Here is an 18,477-nt window from a genome sequence, read left to right as displayed (position 1 = left end):
GTGCGGCCTTTCTCGCGAATCCAGACATTCAAAAGACCGTATTATTTCCGGGAAGAATCTGATGACTCAGACATCTGGTCACACGGCAGCAACTCTTCCCCAGGAAGATGTTGCCAAGATTGCCCGCCTGGCCAGGCTCAGCCTTTCTTCTGAAGAATTGGCTTTGTATTCCCGTCAAATTGGCCAGATCCTTGATTTCATGAATGTCCTCCGGGAAGTTGACACGACGGGTATCGAACCCATGGTCTCTGCGGTTCCCTGCCAGAATGCCTTTCGTGATGATGTCGTGGTGGAGTCACTCCCACGAAAAGCGGTGTTTGCTAACGCCCCGCGAACCGATGGCAAATTCTTCCTCGTCCCGAACATCCTTGGCTGAAAATCTCGACTACCTGCCGGGCTGTTTTTGCTCCTCACCGCATGCGCTCATTCATCAAAGTACCAGCCAAAACTGGCTGCCGGCCATGTGTTGTTGCCCAGCCTATGGCCTTGCTGGAGATGCCTCACCATGATGTGGGGTAAGCACTCCCGAATTTGGCATTCTCTGGTTCTTCCATTCAACCTGTGCAGAACGGAATGCAGAACCGTGCCATCCACGGTATTATCTGCCGAATGCCATACGGAGCCGATGGTACTCAGCGATTCCGTCTTATGGTTGACAGCGTTAGTGCAGGGAACTCAGGCTGCACTTTCTGTTTTCGTATGATTCATCTCGCTCAAGGAAACGACTGGTGACTCTCGCAGATCCGTCAGCGGCCAGTTCCGAATTCTGTCTGGAACAATGCTCCATTCGCGAACTCAGCCAATGCTTGAATCAAGGCAAGGTTTCCAGTCGAGAGATTATCGAATCGGCTCTCTCGGCAATTCAGTCGCGTGATTCAAAAATCGGCGCGTTTCTGCATCTGGATCGTGAGCGAGCACTGGCAGCCGCCAGCGCCAGCGATGAACGCCGTACTCAAGGAAATGTCCTTGGGCCTCTGGATGGCATTCCGGTTTCCATTAAAGACGCGATCTGCGAGGCCGGACAGCCTGCGACCTGCGGCAGCAAAATGCTCAAAGGTTACATTTCGCCGTACTCTTCCACGGCATTAAATCGTCTTGTGGCCGGTGGTGCGATCCCTCTGGGCCGGGTGAATCTCGATGAATTCGCCATGGGATCATCCAGCGAAAACTCCGCTTATCAACTGACACACAACCCATGGGATTTGACCCGAACAGCCGGTGGTTCGAGCAGTGGTTCTGCGGCCAGCGTCGCTGCCCGCATGGTACCGGGTTCGCTTGGAAGTGATACCGGTGGTTCGATCCGACAACCAGCTTCGCTTTGCGGTGTCGTCGGGTTGAAGCCCACTTATGGTCGAGTCTCACGCTATGGACTGATTGCCTTTGCCAGCTCACTGGAACAGATCGGCCCGTTTTCGCTGGATGTCTATGGAGCTGCAGCGCTTCTTCAGACCATCGCTGGGCCTGATGGTTATGACTCGACCTGTGTTAACGAACCTGTGGACGACTATCTCACCCAATTAGACGAACCTCTCAAAGATCTGCGGATCGGGATTCCTGAAGAATACTTCAGGGATGGACTCGATGCTGAGGTGCGTCAGATTGTTGAACAAGCGATTGAGACCTACCTCGCCCACGGCGCGACCCTTGTCCCCATCAAGCTGCCACATACGAAATACTCTGTTGCCACCTATTACATTGTGGCTCCTTCAGAGGCATCGAGTAATCTCGCTCGATTTGACGGGATTCATTATGGCTATCGCAGCCCTGAATTCACCGATCTTGAATCGCTTTATGCCAACAGTCGTGGCGAGGGCTTCGGGCCTGAAGTGAAGCGCCGCATCATGCTCGGCACTTATGCTCTCTCAGCGGGCTATGCCGATAAATATTATGTGAAAGCGTTGCAGATTCGTCGGCTGATTCGCCAGGATTTTGACGCGGCGTTTGAACAATGCGACCTGATCGCTGGCCCCGTCACTCCGACACCTGCCTTCAAACTGGGTGAACTCGTCGACGACCCACTGGCCATGTATCTCTCGGATATTTATACCATCGCCGCCAATCTGGCTGGCATTCCCGCGATCTCTATCCCGGCTGGATGGACAAAGGCTGGCCTGCCTGTGGGACTGCAACTTCAAAGCCCGGTCTTTACAGAAAACCGGCTGCTCCGAGCGAGCCGTATGCTGGAAGTCGCCGCCCCCTGGATCAACCGCCAGCCCCCCGCAATCCCCTGAGTCATCGGCCTCTCCGGTTATAACGACAGATTCTCCTCCGCCTGCACGCCGTTCGTACGAAAGCTATGACATGAAGTTCGATGTCATTATTGGTCTGGAAGTTCATGCCCAACTGCAAACCAACACCAAGATTTTTTGCGGCTGCGCTACGGACTTTACTCCCGATGCACCGAACACTCGCACCTGCCCGGTCTGCCTGGGTCTTCCCGGTGCATTACCTGTATTGAACCGACGCGCCTTTGAACTGGCGGTGATCGCAGCATTGGGACTTCGCTGCCAGATTGCCCCCTTCACCAAGTGGGATCGCAAGCAATACTTTTATCCCGATCTTCCCAAGGGATATCAGATCAGCCAGTACGACCTGCCCTTCAGTTTCTCAGGCAGGATGGAAGTTCCTGCAGACCCGGCAGTGACTGGGAATGAAAACGAAATTCGTGCTGTTCGCATCATCCGCGCTCATCTGGAAGACGATGCGGGCAAGAACATTCATGATGAATCAGGCCGGGGTTCAGATAGCCAGGTTGACCTCAATCGGGCAGGAACTCCGCTCGTTGAGATTGTGACAGAACCTGACCTTCGCTCGGCTCGTGAAGCTCGCATGCTGCTGGAAGAAATTCGTTTATTACTGCTCTATCTCGGGGTTTCTGACTGCAACATGCAGGAAGGAAACCTGCGCTGCGACGCGAATATCAACTTGCATATTCATCATGATTCGGGTGTCACTACGAAGACGCCGATTGTTGAAATCAAGAACCTGAACAGCTTCCGCTTTCTGGAACAGGCGTGTGAGTACGAGATTTCGCGACAGCTCAAGACATACGGTTCGATGCCAGAAATTCTGGATAAAACCAAACGAACTTTCGGCTTTGATCCTGCCCGCGGCGTGACCTTCGAGCAACGCAGTAAAGAAGAAGCTGCTGACTACCGTTATTTTCCTGACCCTGATCTTGTACCGGTGACTGTCACGAGAGAACAAGTCGCCCAGTGGGAAACACTGCTTCCCGAGCGGCCTCAAGATCGACGCCAGCGGTATCAGGCACAACTGGGGCTTTCGAGCTATGACGCGGCAGTGATTATCGAACAGGGCCGGCCTTTTGCCGACTTCTTTGAAGCGATTGTTTCGCAAGGAGCCGACGCGAAGCAGGCGGCCAACTGGCTGACTCAGGATATTCAGCGAATCCTGAACGAGCGCAAGTGCGGCATCAGCGAGTTTCCAATTCCCGCTCAACTGGTGGGAACCATACTCCGTAAAGTCAACGAGAAATCGCTCACGCTGAAAGCGGCTCGTGAAGCCCTTGACCTTCTGGTTGAAAGAAGCGAAGAGGAGACAGTCGACACTTCCACGCTTGAAAAAATCATCCAAGAGCGTGGATTGGCGATCGTGCAGGATGACTCTCTTTTGAACGAAGTCATCAAAAAGGTGATTGAAAAGAACCCCAAGCCGGTCGCTGACTACCTGGGTGGCAAGCAGGCTGCTGCTGGCTCACTCCTGGGCCAGGTGATGCGGGAAGCGCGCGGCGCAGACCCTCAAACGGTAAAAAGTTTGGTCACAGCGGCCCTGGATGCATTAAAATCGGGGAATTCGTGACCACCGGGCCAGAGCGGGCAGATAGTCTCTACATATCCCCATGTGTCGTCACCAAATGTGTGATCACCAAGACTCTTTACAACAATGAAGCAACACCCCGACCTCAAGTGCAACTCACGCAGAGAGCGCCAGGCTTGATGTGAAATTTTCTGCCACCTGTCCAGTACAGATCGAATCAATCGCCATGTCACGGCCCTCAGGAAAGATCGTTTCCTGTGACAATGTCGTGGGCGTTGTCGCGAGATGGCCCCAGAGAGCGGCAACGTTTTCTCTGGGCCTTTTTGTCGCCTTTTCGACCACTTTCCCAGTGATGGCGTCGCCTCAACAACTGGCAACACCGTTGCCTGTTCCTGCACAACAGGAAGTCCAGTCACCGGCAGTTCCACCGGTTCCTGTGCAATCATCAGCGACTCCTCAAACGCTTCCCACTTCGCCGCCTGCGGCAGTTAATCCTCTACCTGCGATCCCAGCGCCACAGACAACCCCCAATCGAGCAACGCCCTTGGGAATACCTGCTCCGGAAATCACACGGAAGCCGCTGGCTGTTTCCGACATCAAAAAAAACTGGACGATTTTCTCAGTCGAAAAAGCGACGAGCGATGATGTCTGGAAAGTCCAGAAAGCGGCGACAGAAGAAGATTCCGAACTGATCTGTCTGGGAAAACCGTTTGGTTATCTCCAGTCACCCGAAGCCTATGATCATTTTGACATGGGCTTTGAGTGGAAGTACCCGGATGATCCCAGCGGGAACAGCGGGCTGCTGGTTTACACCGTTGAAGAAGACAAAATCTGGCCCAAATCGATTCAGATTCAACTGCACGCCCCTTTTGCAGGCAGCATTTTTCCTTCAAGCGGCGCGACAACTGACACGACGATCAATGTCAAAGGCTTGTCGCGTGCCTTGGGAGAGTGGAACTCGTGTACCGTTTCCAGTCGCGAGGGGCGTCTGGCGGTGACGATTAATGGAAACCGAGCATCGGCCATTGTGAATGGCAAGAAAGTGGAAGAAGTCGTCGCATTGGAACCCACAAAAGGCCGCCTGGCATTGCAAAGCGAGGGGGCTGTCGTCCATTTCCGACGCTTTTGGTTGAATCCTCTTGAGTTAAAAAATGACTCACCGACGGAAACGACCAGTATTCCCTCTCAAACATCCATAATTCCCAATAATTCGGCTCAAACGCCCATCGACAAAGCACCGTTGCCCACAAAAACAACTGACAACGAGTCTCAATAGCCGCAAACCCCTGTTCACAGGCAGGTTCATTTCGGCCTTAAACTTGCAACAGGGAAGTGTGATACTTTCCATATCGATGACGTCGATGCTAACATCCCTGTAGGGTTCCGGAGACCATTCAGACGACGGGCTGAACCCTATTTTTCGACTCCTTTTTTCGGAGCTGGTTCATTCATGGCTGCTGCCGATCCTTTCAACGCCTTGAGTTCCATTCAAACCAGTTCAGGCGAATACAAGATTGCCCGCCTTCCGGCGCTTGAAGAAGCCGGCTTGGCGAAGCTCAGCCAACTGCCGTTTTCCATTCGCGTCCTTCTTGAAGCGTGCCTGCGTAAGGTTGATGAGTTCGTTGTCACCAGCGAACACGTCCGCCAGGTGGCTGCGTGGGAAGCGGCCGCTCCTGCTCAGATTGAAATCCCGTTTTTTCCCGGTCGTGTCGTCCTTCAGGACTTCACCGGCGTGCCTGCCGTCGTTGATCTGGCGGCCCTCCGCGCTGCCATGCAGCGGATGTCCAAAGATCCCAAAAAGATCAACCCGCTTGTGCAATGTGATCTCGTGATCGACCACTCCGTGCAGGTGGATTATTTCGGCACACTCGGCTCACTCCAGCAGAATGTCGACCTGGAATTTGAACGCAATCTCGAACGATACCAGTTGCTTCGCTGGGCACAGCAGGCTTTCACAAACTTTGGTGTGGTTCCTCCGGCCACAGGGATCGTCCATCAGGTCAATCTCGAATATCTGGCGAAGGGGGTTCTCAAGAAGGATGGCTTTGCCTTCCCGGACAGTCTGGTCGGCACCGACAGCCATACGACGATGATCAACGGCCTGGGCGTTGTCGGCTGGGGTGTTGGTGGGATTGAAGCCGAAGCCGTCATGCTGGGCCAGCCTATTTATATGCTGATGCCTGAAGTGGTGGGCTTTAATCTCACCGGGAAACTCCCTGAAGGAGCCACAGCCACTGACCTGGTGCTGACCGTCACCCAAATGCTTCGTAAGCATGGTGTGGTTGGAAAGTTCGTGGAGTTTTATGGCACTGGCCTTTCCAGCATGTCTCTGGCTGACCGGGCGACAATTGCCAACATGGCCCCAGAGTATGGTGCCACGATGGGCTTCTTCCCGGTGGACGCTGAAACATTGCGTTACATGCGCCGCACGGGTCGCACGGAAGCGGAAGTGGAACTGGTGGAAACCTATTACAAGGCACAGGGACTGTTCCGCACCGACGAAACACCCGACCCGATTTTCACCAGCACACTTTCCCTCGATATGTCGACGGTCGTCCCTTCGATGGCAGGCCCGAAGCGTCCTCAAGATCGCGTCCTGCTGACCGATATGAAGACGCAATGGCATGCTGATCTCAGTAAGTCGTTTGGCAAAGCCGAGCCGGGTGCACCTGTCACAGTTGGTCAGAACGGTTCGTCATACTCCATTGGCGATGGCGCCGTGGTGATCGCCGCCATCACCAGTTGTACCAACACCAGTAATCCCTCGGTGATGATTGGTGCTGGCCTCCTGGCACGCAATGCCATCGCCAAAGGGCTGAAGTCTAAGCCCTGGGTCAAAACCAGCCTGGCCCCTGGCAGTCGTGTTGTGACTGACTATCTCTCGAAGACTGGTCTCGATTCGCCATTGAATCAACTGGGCTTCAACACCGTCGGGTATGGATGCACCACCTGCATCGGCAACAGCGGCCCACTTCCCGATGAAGTGTCGCATGCTGTTCGAGAAGGTAATCTTGTCGCAGCGGCGGTTCTCTCGGGAAACCGTAACTTTGAAGGACGAATCAATCCTGACGTCAAAGCCAACTATCTCGCCAGCCCTCCTTTGGTCGTGGCTTATGCATTGGCAGGCACCACGGACATTGATCTGACGACCGAACCTATCGGCATCGGGTCAAAGGGCGAACCCGTCTACCTCAAGGAGATCTGGCCCTCTTCGCAGGAAATTGAAGCTGCCATTGAATCGGCCATCACCCCTGAAGTCTTCCAGCGTGAATATAGTGCGGCCACCAAAGGCCCAACCGAATGGCAGGAAATCAGCGGTGCAGTCGGAGATCTCTACCAGTGGGACACTGATAGCACTTATGTGCAGGAGCCGCCGTTCTTTGTCGATATGCCGGCTGAGCCATCACCCATTACATCGATTCACAATGCCCGGTGTCTCCTCTCTGTTGGTGACTCGGTCACGACGGATCATATCAGTCCCGCCGGCTCAATTAAGGCATCATCACCGGCTGGTCTCTTCCTGCAAGCCAGTGGTGTGAAGCCCATTGATTTCAACAGCTATGGGGCACGCCGCGGTAACGATCGGGTCATGACTCGTGGCACGTTCGCCAACATCCGGCTGAAAAATCTCCTTTGCCCAGGCACCGAAGGGGGCGTGACTCTCCACTTTGGTACGAACCAGCAGATGTCGATTTACGATGCCTCGCTGAAGTACAAGGCTGAAGGAACATCGCTGGTGGCCCTGGCGGGTGCAGAATATGGCACAGGCTCATCGCGTGATTGGGCCGCCAAAGGAACCTATCTCCTGGGAATCCGCGCGGTCATCGCCGTCTCGTTCGAGCGAATCCACCGCTCGAACCTTGTGGGGATGGGAGTTCTTCCGCTGCAATTCCGGGATGGTGAATCACGAGAAGTGCTGGGTCTGGATGGGACTGAAGTCTTTGACATCCAGCTCAACGATACGCTCAAGCCGCTCCAACCCGTTGAGGTCATGGCTCATAAAGCTGATGGCACAATGATGTCATTTGTCTGCACATGCCGCATCGATACTCCCGTTGAAGTCGAGTACTACCGCAATGGTGGCATTCTGCATAAGGTGCTTCGCCAACTGGCTGCCGAATAACGCCCCTGAATCGTTATTCCGGGAAACTCAAACCTTTCAACCGTTCTTGTGACCATTCATAAGAACGGTTTTCTTGTTCTTTGACCCTTCCCATTCTGTGGCCTCCTGATTCAGCTGCCACCCAATTGAACAGGAAAGACGTGCTGACTCAGGGCTGCAAGCATCCCGCAAGATGAAAATCCCTCTCAAAAAAATATCGAAAAACTGGTAAATGTCTTGTCAGTGACACCTGCTCAGAATGAGATGACGACTGGGGAACTGATCGTGAGCAACAAGCGAAGCTTTTTTGCCTGGATGATGGTGGTGATCAGCAGTCTGATCTCTCACAACAGTATTCTGACTGCCAGCGATTCCGTTCCTGTTCGCAAGCCGAGCTTCGTGGTTCTGCTTTGCGATGATCTGGGCTATGGGGATCTGGGGTGCTACGGCCATCCTGTGATCAAAACACCTGTTCTTGATGAGCTGGCTCGTTCCGGAATGCTGCTGACAGACTGCTACTCTGCGGCTCCTGTCTGCAGTCCTGCCCGGTGTGGATTGTTGACAGGCCGCACGCCTCACCGATTAGGAATTCACGATTGGATTCCCGAACAAAGCCCTGTTCATCTTGAACGGGAGGAGCTGACCATCCCTGCCCTTTTGAAGTCTGCAGGCTACTCAAGCGCTATCTTTGGCAAGTGGCACGCCAATGGGAAGTTCAATGATTCTCAGCAGCCTCAACCTGGTGACTTTGGTTTTGAAACCTGGATGGCCACTCAAAACAACGCCGCTCCTCATCATTTGAATCCTGTAAACTTTGTTCGTAACGGTACTCCGATGGGCCGACTTGAAGGTCACTCAAGTGATCTCGTTGTGGATGCAGCGCGGGATTGGCTGTCAAAACTTGACTCAAGAACGCCCTTCGTCCTCTTCGTCACGTTTCATGCCCCTCACGAACCCATCGCCACCAGCCCCGAATTTATCGCGAAATATCAAGGACTCACACAGGACGCAAACGAAGCGATTTACTTTGGCAACGTCACTCAAACCGATGCGGCCATTGGTCGATTGCTGGCAACATTGGAGACGTTTCAACGAACCCGCGACACGATGGTGTTTTTTACGAGTGATAACGGGCCAGAACGTCTCAACCGATACCGGGGAAGCGAACGCTCTTTTGGTCGGGCCACACCGCTTCGTGGCCAGAAACTGGCGATGTATGAAGGGGGCTACCGTGTTCCAGGGATTTTGCGATATCCTCCGTTGATCGCCCCGAACTCGGTTTCCCAGACACCCGTTTGCAGTGTTGATCTGCTTCCGACTTTCTGTGAACTGGCTGGCCAAAGTGCGCCAACCGACCGGCCGCTCGACGGAGCCAGCCTGGTTCCCATGTTCAAAGGTGGTTCCATCTCCCGGCCTCACCCTCTCTACTGGCGTTACGCCCGCTCAGCTTCGCGACCATGGACAATCTCGGTCCGCGATCAGGAATGGAAGTTGATCACCAACGCCAGGTTTGAGAAGGCGCTGCTGTTTAACCTCAGCAGCGACAAAACGGAAATGATCGACGTCTCCGCAGAGACGCCTGAAGTCACTCAACGACTCCTTATTGAAGCCAAACGCCTCTACAAAGAAATGGAAGCCGACGCACCTCAATGGCCAGAAGGCAAAGGGGTTCTGAAGGCCAACGAGAATTAGCCCCGCTTCCGGTTCAGTGGGACGGCATCTGTGTTTGAAGGTCTCATCTCAGGAAGGTGTCATCTCAGCATCGCTGGTGCGACGAGACTCTTTAACAGAGATTCGGCTGCTTGCTCGCCACTGGCAATCGTGTCGGGAATGCCCACTCCGTCATAGGCATTTCCGGCAAGAAAAATCTCCGGTGAACGAGAGATCTGTTCGCGAATGCGACTGACTCGTGCGCGATGCCCTAAATGAAATTGCGGCATGGCTCGGGGATATCGAATCACTCTGGAGACGTCCACCTCTCCTTCGACTCCTAACAGTTCTCGCAATTCCTGCTGAACCAACTTCACCAACTCTTGATCTTCCAGCAGGCAAAGTTCTGGTTGCAAAGCCCCTCCCACGAATGTTCTCAGCAATAACCTCTCATTCGGTGCACGTTCCACAAACTTTCGGTTCGCAAACGAGACCGCGAGAATCTTCCGCCCTTCCCTCCGGGGGATGACCAGCCCAAAAGCATCCAGAGGATGTTTGACCTGACTGGCATGGTGCCCGGTGGTAACAATCACACTGGAAGCATACTCAATTCCCTCTAACTCATTGGCGATGATCGGTAAAGAAGGTTTCAGCAATTGAGCCGCTTTCCAGGCGGGAATCGCCAAAATCACGCGATCAAACGCTTCTGGCCGCCTCCCTGCCGTATGAACAAGGACAGAGGAATGTTCGCCTTTATTCATCTCGACCTGCTCAACGTTCGTCCCCAGCCTGAGTGAAACACCCCCGACGATCTTGGCGAGCAACCAGTCGACCAGTTCCTGCATCCCTCCTTTGAGACCCTGAAAAAGGCCATACCGCGCCCCTGTCGCAAGTTCGTCAGGAGTTCCGTTCTTGGCTGCTTTCCGGGAGAGTGCCGCCCGGATCAGACTGCCATATTTTGCTTCATCCGCAGGAAACCTCGGCAATGCGGCGTGAATACTCAGCCTGGCAGGATCAGAAGTATAAATTCCGCCCACCAGAGGCTGGACGATCCGCTCAAAAGCCTCACGTCCAAATCGACGCACAACAAAGGATTCGAGCGACTCATCTTCAAGGTCATGTCTGGCAGGCACAAACCTCTCTGCTAGCATTCGCAGCTTTCCCTTCCAGGAAAGCAACCCTGACTGCAGCACCGGAAAGGCGCGCGAGGGCGTCATCAAATTCAATCCTTCAGGAACCCGAAATAGTTTCCCATCTCGAAGCACAAAGGCACCACGATAAGCGGGATTGGTTCCGACCAGAGACTCTTTAAGTCCCAACCGCAAACAAAGCTCTAATGCCGCGGGTTTGTCGGTAATGAAAGAATCCGCTCCCAGATCAACCAGATAGCCCGCCACGGACTCTGTCCCGACCAGTCCTCCCAAGCGGGACTGTGACTCAAATAAAGTCATTTCCAACTGATGCTGATGGTCCCGAGAGAGTTCATACAAGCGGTGAGCGGCAGCTAATCCACAGAGTCCACCACCAATGATCGCGACGCGTGACCCCATTCCCGCCACCTGAGTGGTGCCTCCTCGAAGGTCGCGAACCGGCTCACGATTGAGACTCATCCCGCTCTCCTGCCTGTTCACGTTGGAAGGGCATGCCCAGTGTCATTCACACCTACTGTGAAGTGATGATGCGGCTTATGACTGTGAGCCAGCATCGTGCACAAATTTCACCAGATCTTTCACTTTATCTGGGTCAACTTCCGGAAAAACGCCATGCCCCAAATTAAAGACATGGCCACGACGCCCCGCACTGGCATCAAGAATGGCCTGTGCTTTGCTTTTCAATGTCGGCAGATCAGCCACCAAAGCCACAGGATCCAGATTGCCCTGAATCCCTTTGGAAACACCCACCAATTTCCAAACCTGCTCGATCTCCTGTCGCCAGTCAATTCCCAGCAGATCGCCACCGGCTTCAAACTGCATGGGTAACAGGGCCGGATTTCCTGTCATGAAGTTGATCACAGGAACTTTCTCCGAGACGGCATCAATGATCGACTTCGTGTGTGGCAACACATAAGTCCGATAGTCACTCGGCGAAAGTGTTCCCGCCCAGCTATCAAAGATCTGTACGGCCTGACAACCCGCATCGGCCTGAGCCAGCAGATACTTCACAATCGTACGCGAAAGCCTGCCCAGCAGGTCATGCCATTGACCGGGATGGTTATACATCCAGCGTTTGGTGTGGAGGTAGTTTTTGGAACCGCCACCTTCCAGAACATAAGACGCCAGCGTGAACGGTGCTCCGGCGAACCCCAATAAAGGGATATTCGAGGGCAAATCCTGGCGAATTAACCGCACGGCATCGAACACAAACCCCAAGCTCTCGACGCTGTCCAGTTCATGAAAGCGATCCAGATCTTTCGCCTCACGAAGGGGATTGTGAATGACCGGGCCTTCTCCTTTGGCATATTCCAGATCAATCCCCATCGGCCTGAGCATGGGCAACAGATCTGCGAACAGAATGGCAGCATCGACATCCAGCACCTCTCGCGCCGTCAGAGTCACTTCAGCGGCCAGGCGGGGATTTTCACATAATTCAATGAACGTCACCTTGTTGCGAACGGCCATATATTCCGGCAGATAACGTCCCGCCTGGCGCATAATCCAAATGGGAGTGGTATCGACAGATTCACGGCGAACAGCCCGCATAAAACGACTGTTGGCCAATTCAGGGGTCATCATCGAGGTCTGGCTTTCGTCAACATTCCCTGCGCCGGTCAAAACATGGTTGCCGCCGGGGGAATGATCATTGATGTCGATTGAGAATGAGACAAGTGCCGTGTCACGGCTTCATCTTAGGGTTTCATGCGTAGTCACGTCCTCCGATGTCGGACTTGACCACCTGTTCAACCCCGCTTTTAAGCTTTGACAAGGCCCTATTCTTTGCTTTGCCTTACAGCAACGATTGCCGGCCCGGCGTCGCAGACCAGTTTAACAAGTGGCCCCATTTTCGGATGCTCTGGCTCGAGATCCGGCGGCAATCCGGCCTCAATCAAGGTTTCGGTCGCGGTGGGGCCGATGGAACCGATGACGCAGTTTTTGGCCGCCTGAAGAAATTCCGTTCGTTGCCCCAACGTGTCTGCAACGCTCAGGACATGATGAATCTGTTGGGCGCTCGTCCATAACAGAGCGTCGAATTTGCCTGCAATGCAATCTTTTACGGCCGCTTCTAATGGCTTCACGTCTTCCGGCAATGCCCAACGATAAACAGGAACGCGCGTTACCAGTGCTCCCCGTTCCTCAAGGGCGGCGTAGAGCAACTCGTTGGGTTGACCATACTCCTGGACAGCCAATGGCACGCCGCGAAGATCTCCCCAGGTGTCAATCGTTTCGATGAGTTCCCGCCAGGTATTGGGTTCCGGCGCACGGGCATCAACATGCACGCCCCATTCTCTCAGGACACCATGAGGCTTGGGGCCACGAACAATGGTGACACATTGATCCCAGGCTTTGAAGATCGCTTCCCGCTCAAACTGGGACTCGAGCACCTCGAGTAGCGCTTTTGCTCCTACTCCTGTCAGAAAGACCATCATGCGGTACTGCCCCGACAAGAGAGCCTGCCCGAATGCCAATGCCTGGGGGTTATCCGTCAGAGGAATTTCCCGCATCGAAGGAGCGATGGTGGGCCGCCCTCCCATGCGTTCAATCAGCGAGGCCATTTCGGTTCCTCGCCGACTTTCAAACGAACAAATGCTGAGTCCGTTCTCTTCATTTTCGGGCAGATCTGATTTGTCCGGTATGTCCGACTGGTCTGAGTTGCCCGACGAACTTGCCCCCATCGCGGTTTCCATGCCACTCGTCCTTTGCCAATCCCCGCCAGATGGTGTTCCCCGAGGAGATCACAACCTGTTCAACCCCGCTTTTAAGCTTTGACAGAGCACCCGTTTTGGCGCCGCTCCTGAGAGCCGTCAAGCTGCCAAACCTGTCCTATGGCAGGCCATTGAAATACAGCCGGTGATTGTAGCAAAAAAACTTGCGATCTGACGGGGGAGTTCCCATCAGCACGCTCTCTCGAGTCAACAGCCAGGGAAATATCAAAAGAACAGGGGTGGAAGACTGGCAGTGTAGGCGCTCGCCCGAGAACAGCCAAACGACTGACCTCGGCTACACTGCCAGCCTTCCACCCCTGTGGTTGCTGGTCAGTCCAACAACTAGGCAATTCATGCGCCATATCGCTAATTTCATCAGCATTAATACACAACTCCCGCTGCGGAAAGCATTTGTATTTAGTTCAACAACACCTGATGCGTAAGCAATTGCCCTCATGCTTAATTTTTGGCTAAGGAATTAAGCAGGCCTGCCTTATCTTTCGTCGATGTTGCAGGCCCCTCCAATCGATGCTGATGGAATAGACAGACAGCGAAAACCTGATCACATCATCAGCGATGAGCATGTGAATCGGATGTTGCGAGTCGACTTCTTTTTGTCAGCCCGATTTTTTTCACTCTGAGCAATTCCCCTTTGTACAATTGCGTGAAGGGTGATTTTTTCCCGCAATAACTAAGGTCAGCAGCCATGGAAGATGGTGGGCCGCTTGAACACTGGACGACGCATACTGGCGTCTTTGGTTGGTTTCAGCTTTCGTTCCCCCCCAGTTGGAGTCTTGTGGAACGGCAAGGCCGTATTCTGCTGCGCCCCGCTGAAGGCAAAGCCACACTGGAACTGACCGCCATCTGGAATTCGGCCTTACAATCTTCAGACGATGTCCTGCGTCAACTGCTGCTCTCGGACTTTCCCCAACGCCGCCGGATGTCTGTTCGCGGTTCATCCCACCGTTCTTCAAAGACAGGCTGGCATACCGGCGAATGGTTACCTCAACGTCCAACCAGTTTTTGGAAACGACTTTGGGAGCGTCAACCATGGCAGAAATTCCAAGTTTCAGTCATTGATGAGGGAAAGCTGATCATGACAGTGAAACTCTGCCATGACCTTGAGATCGATCAGGAATTTCAGACACTCGCTCAGTACGTGATTCAATCCCTCAAAATCAGCCGTCAGCCCTGCGATCCCCCAGCCATTTTTGTCAAAAGAGCGGTCGATTTTATCCGTGAATCGCATCCTGATCTTTCCTGCCAGCAAGCGGGCGATCTTCAGATCAGTGTGGGAGGAAGCACTGTCAACCTGGTCAACTTCTATCGCGAATATCTGCACCAGCCACAGTCATTTGAGACGATTCTCAAAAATGCCGTCGGGACTCTGGTCCAATTTCAGCGAGGAACGAACGGCATTTTTTGCCCGACGCTGGAAAGTGTCAGCTTACGTTTACTGCCAATGCTTTATCCGCAGAAGTCGATTCATCACGCGATCGGGCCAGGGTTATTTGATGCCGACCACTGGGAAGGTGGCCAGCTCTCATTGGCCACGATGGAAGGAAATCAACTGGCTTTTGTCTGTGAAGGGTTTGCCGCTGATCTGGCACTGACCTATGTCGTCGATGAAGACCAGGCCTATTGGTATGTTCAACCTTCTCAACTCGACGAGTGGCACTTGTCTTACGAAGATCTTCGTTTCACCGCTATTCAGAATCTGGATCGTTATTTTGAAGAACATCCCATGGAAATGACGGTCATTGAAGCTGAACCGGGGCCGGCCGTGGCGATGCCCACACGTCCTGATGCCTATAACGCTGCGCGATTGACCAGCGAATCCTTTCGGGAGCGGCTGAGAAAGCTTCTGGGAGGCTCTTGTGTTGTCGGAGTTCCTAACCGGGATTTTTTTGTCGCCGTCAGCTTGCAACATGAAGAGACCATTGAGCAAATACGGCAGCGTGTTTCTGTGGATCATCAGCACATGACCCATCCACTCACATCCCGACTGCTGTTGATTACAGCAGACGGTGTCAGCGAGTATGTTTAGCGGATCACGGCTCCGCTCAGATACGATCAATCAAACGGAAAAAGTCTCTTCAAAGGATGATGTTTGTGCAACGCTCGATGACTCTGCTTGGCACGGGAACCAGCCATGGTGTTCCCATCATCGGGTGTCATTGTCCCGTCTGCCTCTCTGAAGACCCCCGGAATCATCGGACACGCACCGGCGTTGCGGTGGAAGCGCCGGAGGGAGTCTTTCTGATTGACACGTCACCCGAACTGCGAATTCAGTTGATTCGCGAAAAGATCGACATGGTCAACGCCGCGATCTTCACTCACTCACATGCGGATCATATTTTTGGACTGGATGACCTGCGGCTCTTTGGCTACCGGGCCAATGCCCCGATTCCACTCTTTTGCGAAGAACTCGTTGAAAACCAGCTAAAAGCCGCGTTCTCTTATGCGTTCATGCCGCCACCACCGGATCTGCATGTTGGCGCGGTTCCCATGCTGAAATTTGAGCGGATTTCCCTCGATCCCTTTCCATTGCTGGGTGAAACAGTGACGCCCATCCGTTTAATGCACGGCAAGCTTCCCGTACTGGGGTTCCGGATTCAGAACGTTGCGTTCTGCACGGATGTCAGCTTTATTCCCGAAGAAAGCTATGAGCACCTCCAGGGGCTGGATGTTCTGGTCATCGATGCCTTACGTGATGTTCCTCATGCGACACATTTTGGCATTCCGCAAGCGTTAGAAGTGATTGAACGTACTAAACCCAAACAAGCTTATCTGACGCACGTCTCGCACCAGCTTGAGTACACAGCGACTAACAAGCGTCTCCCCCCAGGAGTCGAACTGGCATACGATGGTCTTCAAATTCCTTTAACACTTTAAGACCCCTGCCGATGATCTTCGCAGGTGATCGCTTCTCGCCAGAGCTTAAAAGAAATATGCCATGAACCATGAAGCCGCCTGCATCAACTATTTGAAACTGGCTATGGTGGCTCACAATAAAGGGCAATGGCTGCCCCGCAACCGCCTCATGCTGCTTGTGACCATTACGGCGGCTCGAGCTGGGTGGTTAGATATCGCCGAGTCATCCCATAAACTGCTGATGGGCTGGAATCCGCGACATTTAATGAAGGGGGATGCTCCCGTCGCTCAGCTCCTGGCTGAGGAACATGTCCAACATCTCATCCAAAGCCACGAAAAACAGATCAGCTATGAACGGGCCGAGCATCTGCTGACACTCACCAACGAACCTCCGACGCCTGATCAGCCCGAGGCCTCTCTCCATGCCGTTGGCCTCGAAATTCTGGGCCAACTCACACAAGGCTGATGCCAGAAATCAGCCGGCAGCAGACAGACCTTTGCTGTTCATCGCCCGATTAACGCATCGGATAGATTGACCGATACCATTCCAGCAGACGAGCCCGCATTTTCTCGACCCGCTGGCCTTCTTCGGGAGCTCGATTGACCGCTTCGATGGGATCCAGTTCCAACTGATAAAGTTCGACCTCTTTTCCATCAACGTTCATCAGCAGCTTCCATGGCCCGTCCCGCATGGCCAGATGCGGGCTTCGATTTTTTCGATCTTTCGGAAAGATAAAAGCTTCACTGTCTCGGCCATATTCCCAGAACAGCGGAGTTTCGTTTTTCAACGCCGCTCCTTTCCATGACTCTGACAGATCACGCCCATCAAACTGATATTCATTTTCCGCTAATTTACGACGACTCGGGTCATCGCCAGAGAACGAGATCAGCGTCGGCAGAATATCGAGGGAACGATGAATGGTAGTTTCATCGACCCGACCTGCAGGAATACGTCCCGGCTGCCAGACAATGAAAGGCACCCGAATTCCCCCTTCATACAGGCTGAGCAGAGAACCACGCAAACCCGCTGTCCGGGTCTGGTCATATGTCGGAGCCGGGCCACTGTCTCCCGTCAAAATCACCAGTGTCTTTTCAGACAATTTCTGGGATCGAATCCCATCAATCAACCGGCCCAACTGGTGATCCAGATTGGCTAAGACCGCACGATAACGGCCACGATCTGATGAATCGTTCGTCGTTGTCGACGGATCAATCCCAACGGCGGATAACTGTGCCTCACTGGGCCGAAACGGCGTATGAATGTCATCGAACCAGAGCGTCATCAATGCCGGCTGATCCGGGCTTTTTTTCAGATAATCCATGGCCTGATCCACCAGCCACCGCGTTCGATCGGAGCGATGCACCTGACCGGCTTCCAGTTGTTCCGACCAGGGAGGAAATTGTTTTCCCAACGCCAACACCGGTTCAGGACTTTCCCAAGTTCCCGCCGCCTGATCGTAACCGTAGGCCGCAAATCGGGGAGCGTTGGTGACATCCCGCCCCCCTCCCAGATGCCACTTCCCGAAATGACCGGTGCGATACCCCATCGATTTGAAAATCCGAGCCATGGAGGGAGCCGTCGGACTCAGAAAATCGGCCTGACCGCACGCTTTATTGCCCGCGCGTGTCTGCAAATAACTGGTTATTCGATTGCGGCCAGGATATTGCCCCGTGACTAACGCTGCCCGCGAGGGTGAGCACACACAGGAGGCACTATAAAATTGAGTCCATCGCGTCCCCTCACTGGCCAATTGATCGATCAATGGTGTGGGCTGGATTGTTCCGCCGTAACACCCGACATCGCCTAATCCAAAATCGTCGACAACAATCAAAATGACGTGTGGCCGGCTGGGAGTCGCCACGACAGCGGGCACATTCAAATCATCGCCACGGGCAATGGCGATGGCACCTGATATGCCCCCTGAGCGTTCATCCAGCCAGCAAATGATTGTGGCTAACAGCAGTATTGCCAGACGAAGAGCATTCCGTGAGCTTGCGAAATGAACAGGATTCCCGGTGACCGTTCGCACATCCATGGGCTTAATCCAAATTCCTGATCAAGGAGAGCGAGACGAGAGCCGCACTGTGAGGATTCAACCTGTTTCCACGCCCAATCACATCTGATTTACATGTGATTCAACACTCTTGTTAACAGTGCTATGCGGACAAAACACCAGCTTTTTTCGGGAAAATTGCAGTCTGTTTTTGATGATAT

General features: G+C 53.6%; 13 protein-coding genes. 9 read left to right on the top strand and 4 right to left on the bottom strand.

Features of this window, described 5'->3' with window-relative positions; all coding sequences use genetic code 11:
* Positions 1-61: 61 nt before the first annotated feature.
* The 6 genes from gatC (at position 62) to SH287x_RS03465 (ending at position 9,571) form a co-directional block, all read left to right on the top strand.
* Positions 62-376, top strand: coding sequence for an Asp-tRNA(Asn)/Glu-tRNA(Gln) amidotransferase subunit GatC (gene gatC, locus SH287x_RS03490; RefSeq protein ID WP_479517052.1), 315 nt, complete (start codon positions 62-64; stop codon positions 374-376).
* A 352-nt stretch (positions 377-728) separates the two neighbouring features.
* Positions 729-2,231, top strand: coding sequence for an Asp-tRNA(Asn)/Glu-tRNA(Gln) amidotransferase subunit GatA (gatA, locus tag SH287x_RS03485; protein ID WP_479517051.1), 1,503 nt, complete (start codon positions 729-731; stop codon positions 2,229-2,231).
* A 70-nt stretch (positions 2,232-2,301) separates the two neighbouring features.
* Complete coding sequence (gatB, locus tag SH287x_RS03480; RefSeq protein ID WP_479517050.1) at positions 2,302-3,819, top strand: Asp-tRNA(Asn)/Glu-tRNA(Gln) amidotransferase subunit GatB; 1,518 nt, start codon at positions 2,302-2,304, stop codon at positions 3,817-3,819.
* Between the two features lie 184 nt (positions 3,820-4,003).
* Positions 4,004-5,053, top strand: a complete 1,050-nt coding sequence (locus tag SH287x_RS03475; protein ID WP_479517049.1) for a 3-keto-disaccharide hydrolase — start codon at positions 4,004-4,006, stop codon at positions 5,051-5,053.
* A 174-nt stretch (positions 5,054-5,227) separates the two neighbouring features.
* The gene (gene acnA, locus SH287x_RS03470; RefSeq protein WP_479517048.1) at positions 5,228-7,900 is read left to right on the top strand and encodes an aconitate hydratase AcnA; all 2,673 of its coding nucleotides are present in this window, start codon (positions 5,228-5,230) and stop codon (positions 7,898-7,900) included.
* A gap of 264 nt (positions 7,901-8,164) precedes the next feature.
* The gene (locus SH287x_RS03465; RefSeq protein WP_479517047.1) at positions 8,165-9,571 is read left to right on the top strand and encodes a sulfatase family protein; all 1,407 of its coding nucleotides are present in this window, start codon (positions 8,165-8,167) and stop codon (positions 9,569-9,571) included.
* 59 nt (positions 9,572-9,630) lie between these two features.
* Here SH287x_RS03465 and hemG read toward each other — a convergent pair whose 3' ends face one another.
* From hemG to SH287x_RS03450, 3 genes are all read right to left on the bottom strand, one after another.
* The gene (gene hemG, locus SH287x_RS03460; protein WP_479517046.1) at positions 9,631-11,139 is read right to left on the bottom strand and encodes a protoporphyrinogen oxidase; all 1,509 of its coding nucleotides are present in this window, start codon (positions 11,137-11,139) and stop codon (positions 9,631-9,633) included.
* Positions 11,140-11,214: 75 nt separating this feature from the next.
* A complete protein-coding gene (gene hemE / locus SH287x_RS03455; RefSeq protein WP_479517045.1) occupies positions 11,215-12,261 on the bottom strand; it encodes a uroporphyrinogen decarboxylase in 1,047 nt (348 codons plus the stop codon).
* Positions 12,262-12,455: 194 nt separating this feature from the next.
* Positions 12,456-13,238, bottom strand: coding sequence for a uroporphyrinogen-III synthase (locus SH287x_RS03450; RefSeq protein WP_479517044.1), 783 nt, complete (start codon positions 13,236-13,238; stop codon positions 12,456-12,458).
* An 856-nt stretch (positions 13,239-14,094) separates the two neighbouring features.
* On the opposite strand from SH287x_RS03450, the gene SH287x_RS03445 reads away from it, so the two are divergent.
* The 3 genes from SH287x_RS03445 (at position 14,095) to SH287x_RS03435 (ending at position 16,728) form a co-directional block, all read left to right on the top strand.
* Positions 14,095-15,435: a DUF1444 family protein gene (locus SH287x_RS03445; protein ID WP_479517043.1), complete on the top strand. Its 1,341-nt coding sequence runs from the start codon at positions 14,095-14,097 to the stop codon at positions 15,433-15,435.
* 59 nt (positions 15,436-15,494) lie between these two features.
* Complete coding sequence (locus SH287x_RS03440; RefSeq protein WP_479518650.1) at positions 15,495-16,283, top strand: MBL fold metallo-hydrolase; 789 nt, start codon at positions 15,495-15,497, stop codon at positions 16,281-16,283.
* A gap of 61 nt (positions 16,284-16,344) precedes the next feature.
* Positions 16,345-16,728, top strand: a complete 384-nt coding sequence (locus SH287x_RS03435) for a hypothetical protein (RefSeq protein ID WP_479517042.1) — start codon at positions 16,345-16,347, stop codon at positions 16,726-16,728.
* Between the two features lie 49 nt (positions 16,729-16,777).
* Here the strand turns inward: SH287x_RS03435 and SH287x_RS03430 are convergent, their stop codons facing one another.
* Positions 16,778-18,298 carry a sulfatase-like hydrolase/transferase gene (locus SH287x_RS03430; RefSeq protein WP_479517041.1) on the bottom strand — a complete coding sequence of 507 codons (1,521 nt, stop codon included), beginning with the start codon at positions 18,296-18,298 and terminating at the stop codon, positions 16,778-16,780.
* Positions 18,299-18,477 lie beyond the last annotated feature (179 nt).

The organism is Planctopirus sp. SH287, from assembly GCF_056500625.1.
The sequence above is the reverse complement of the archived record's forward strand: the minus strand, read 5'-3'. Positions and strand labels throughout refer to the sequence as shown.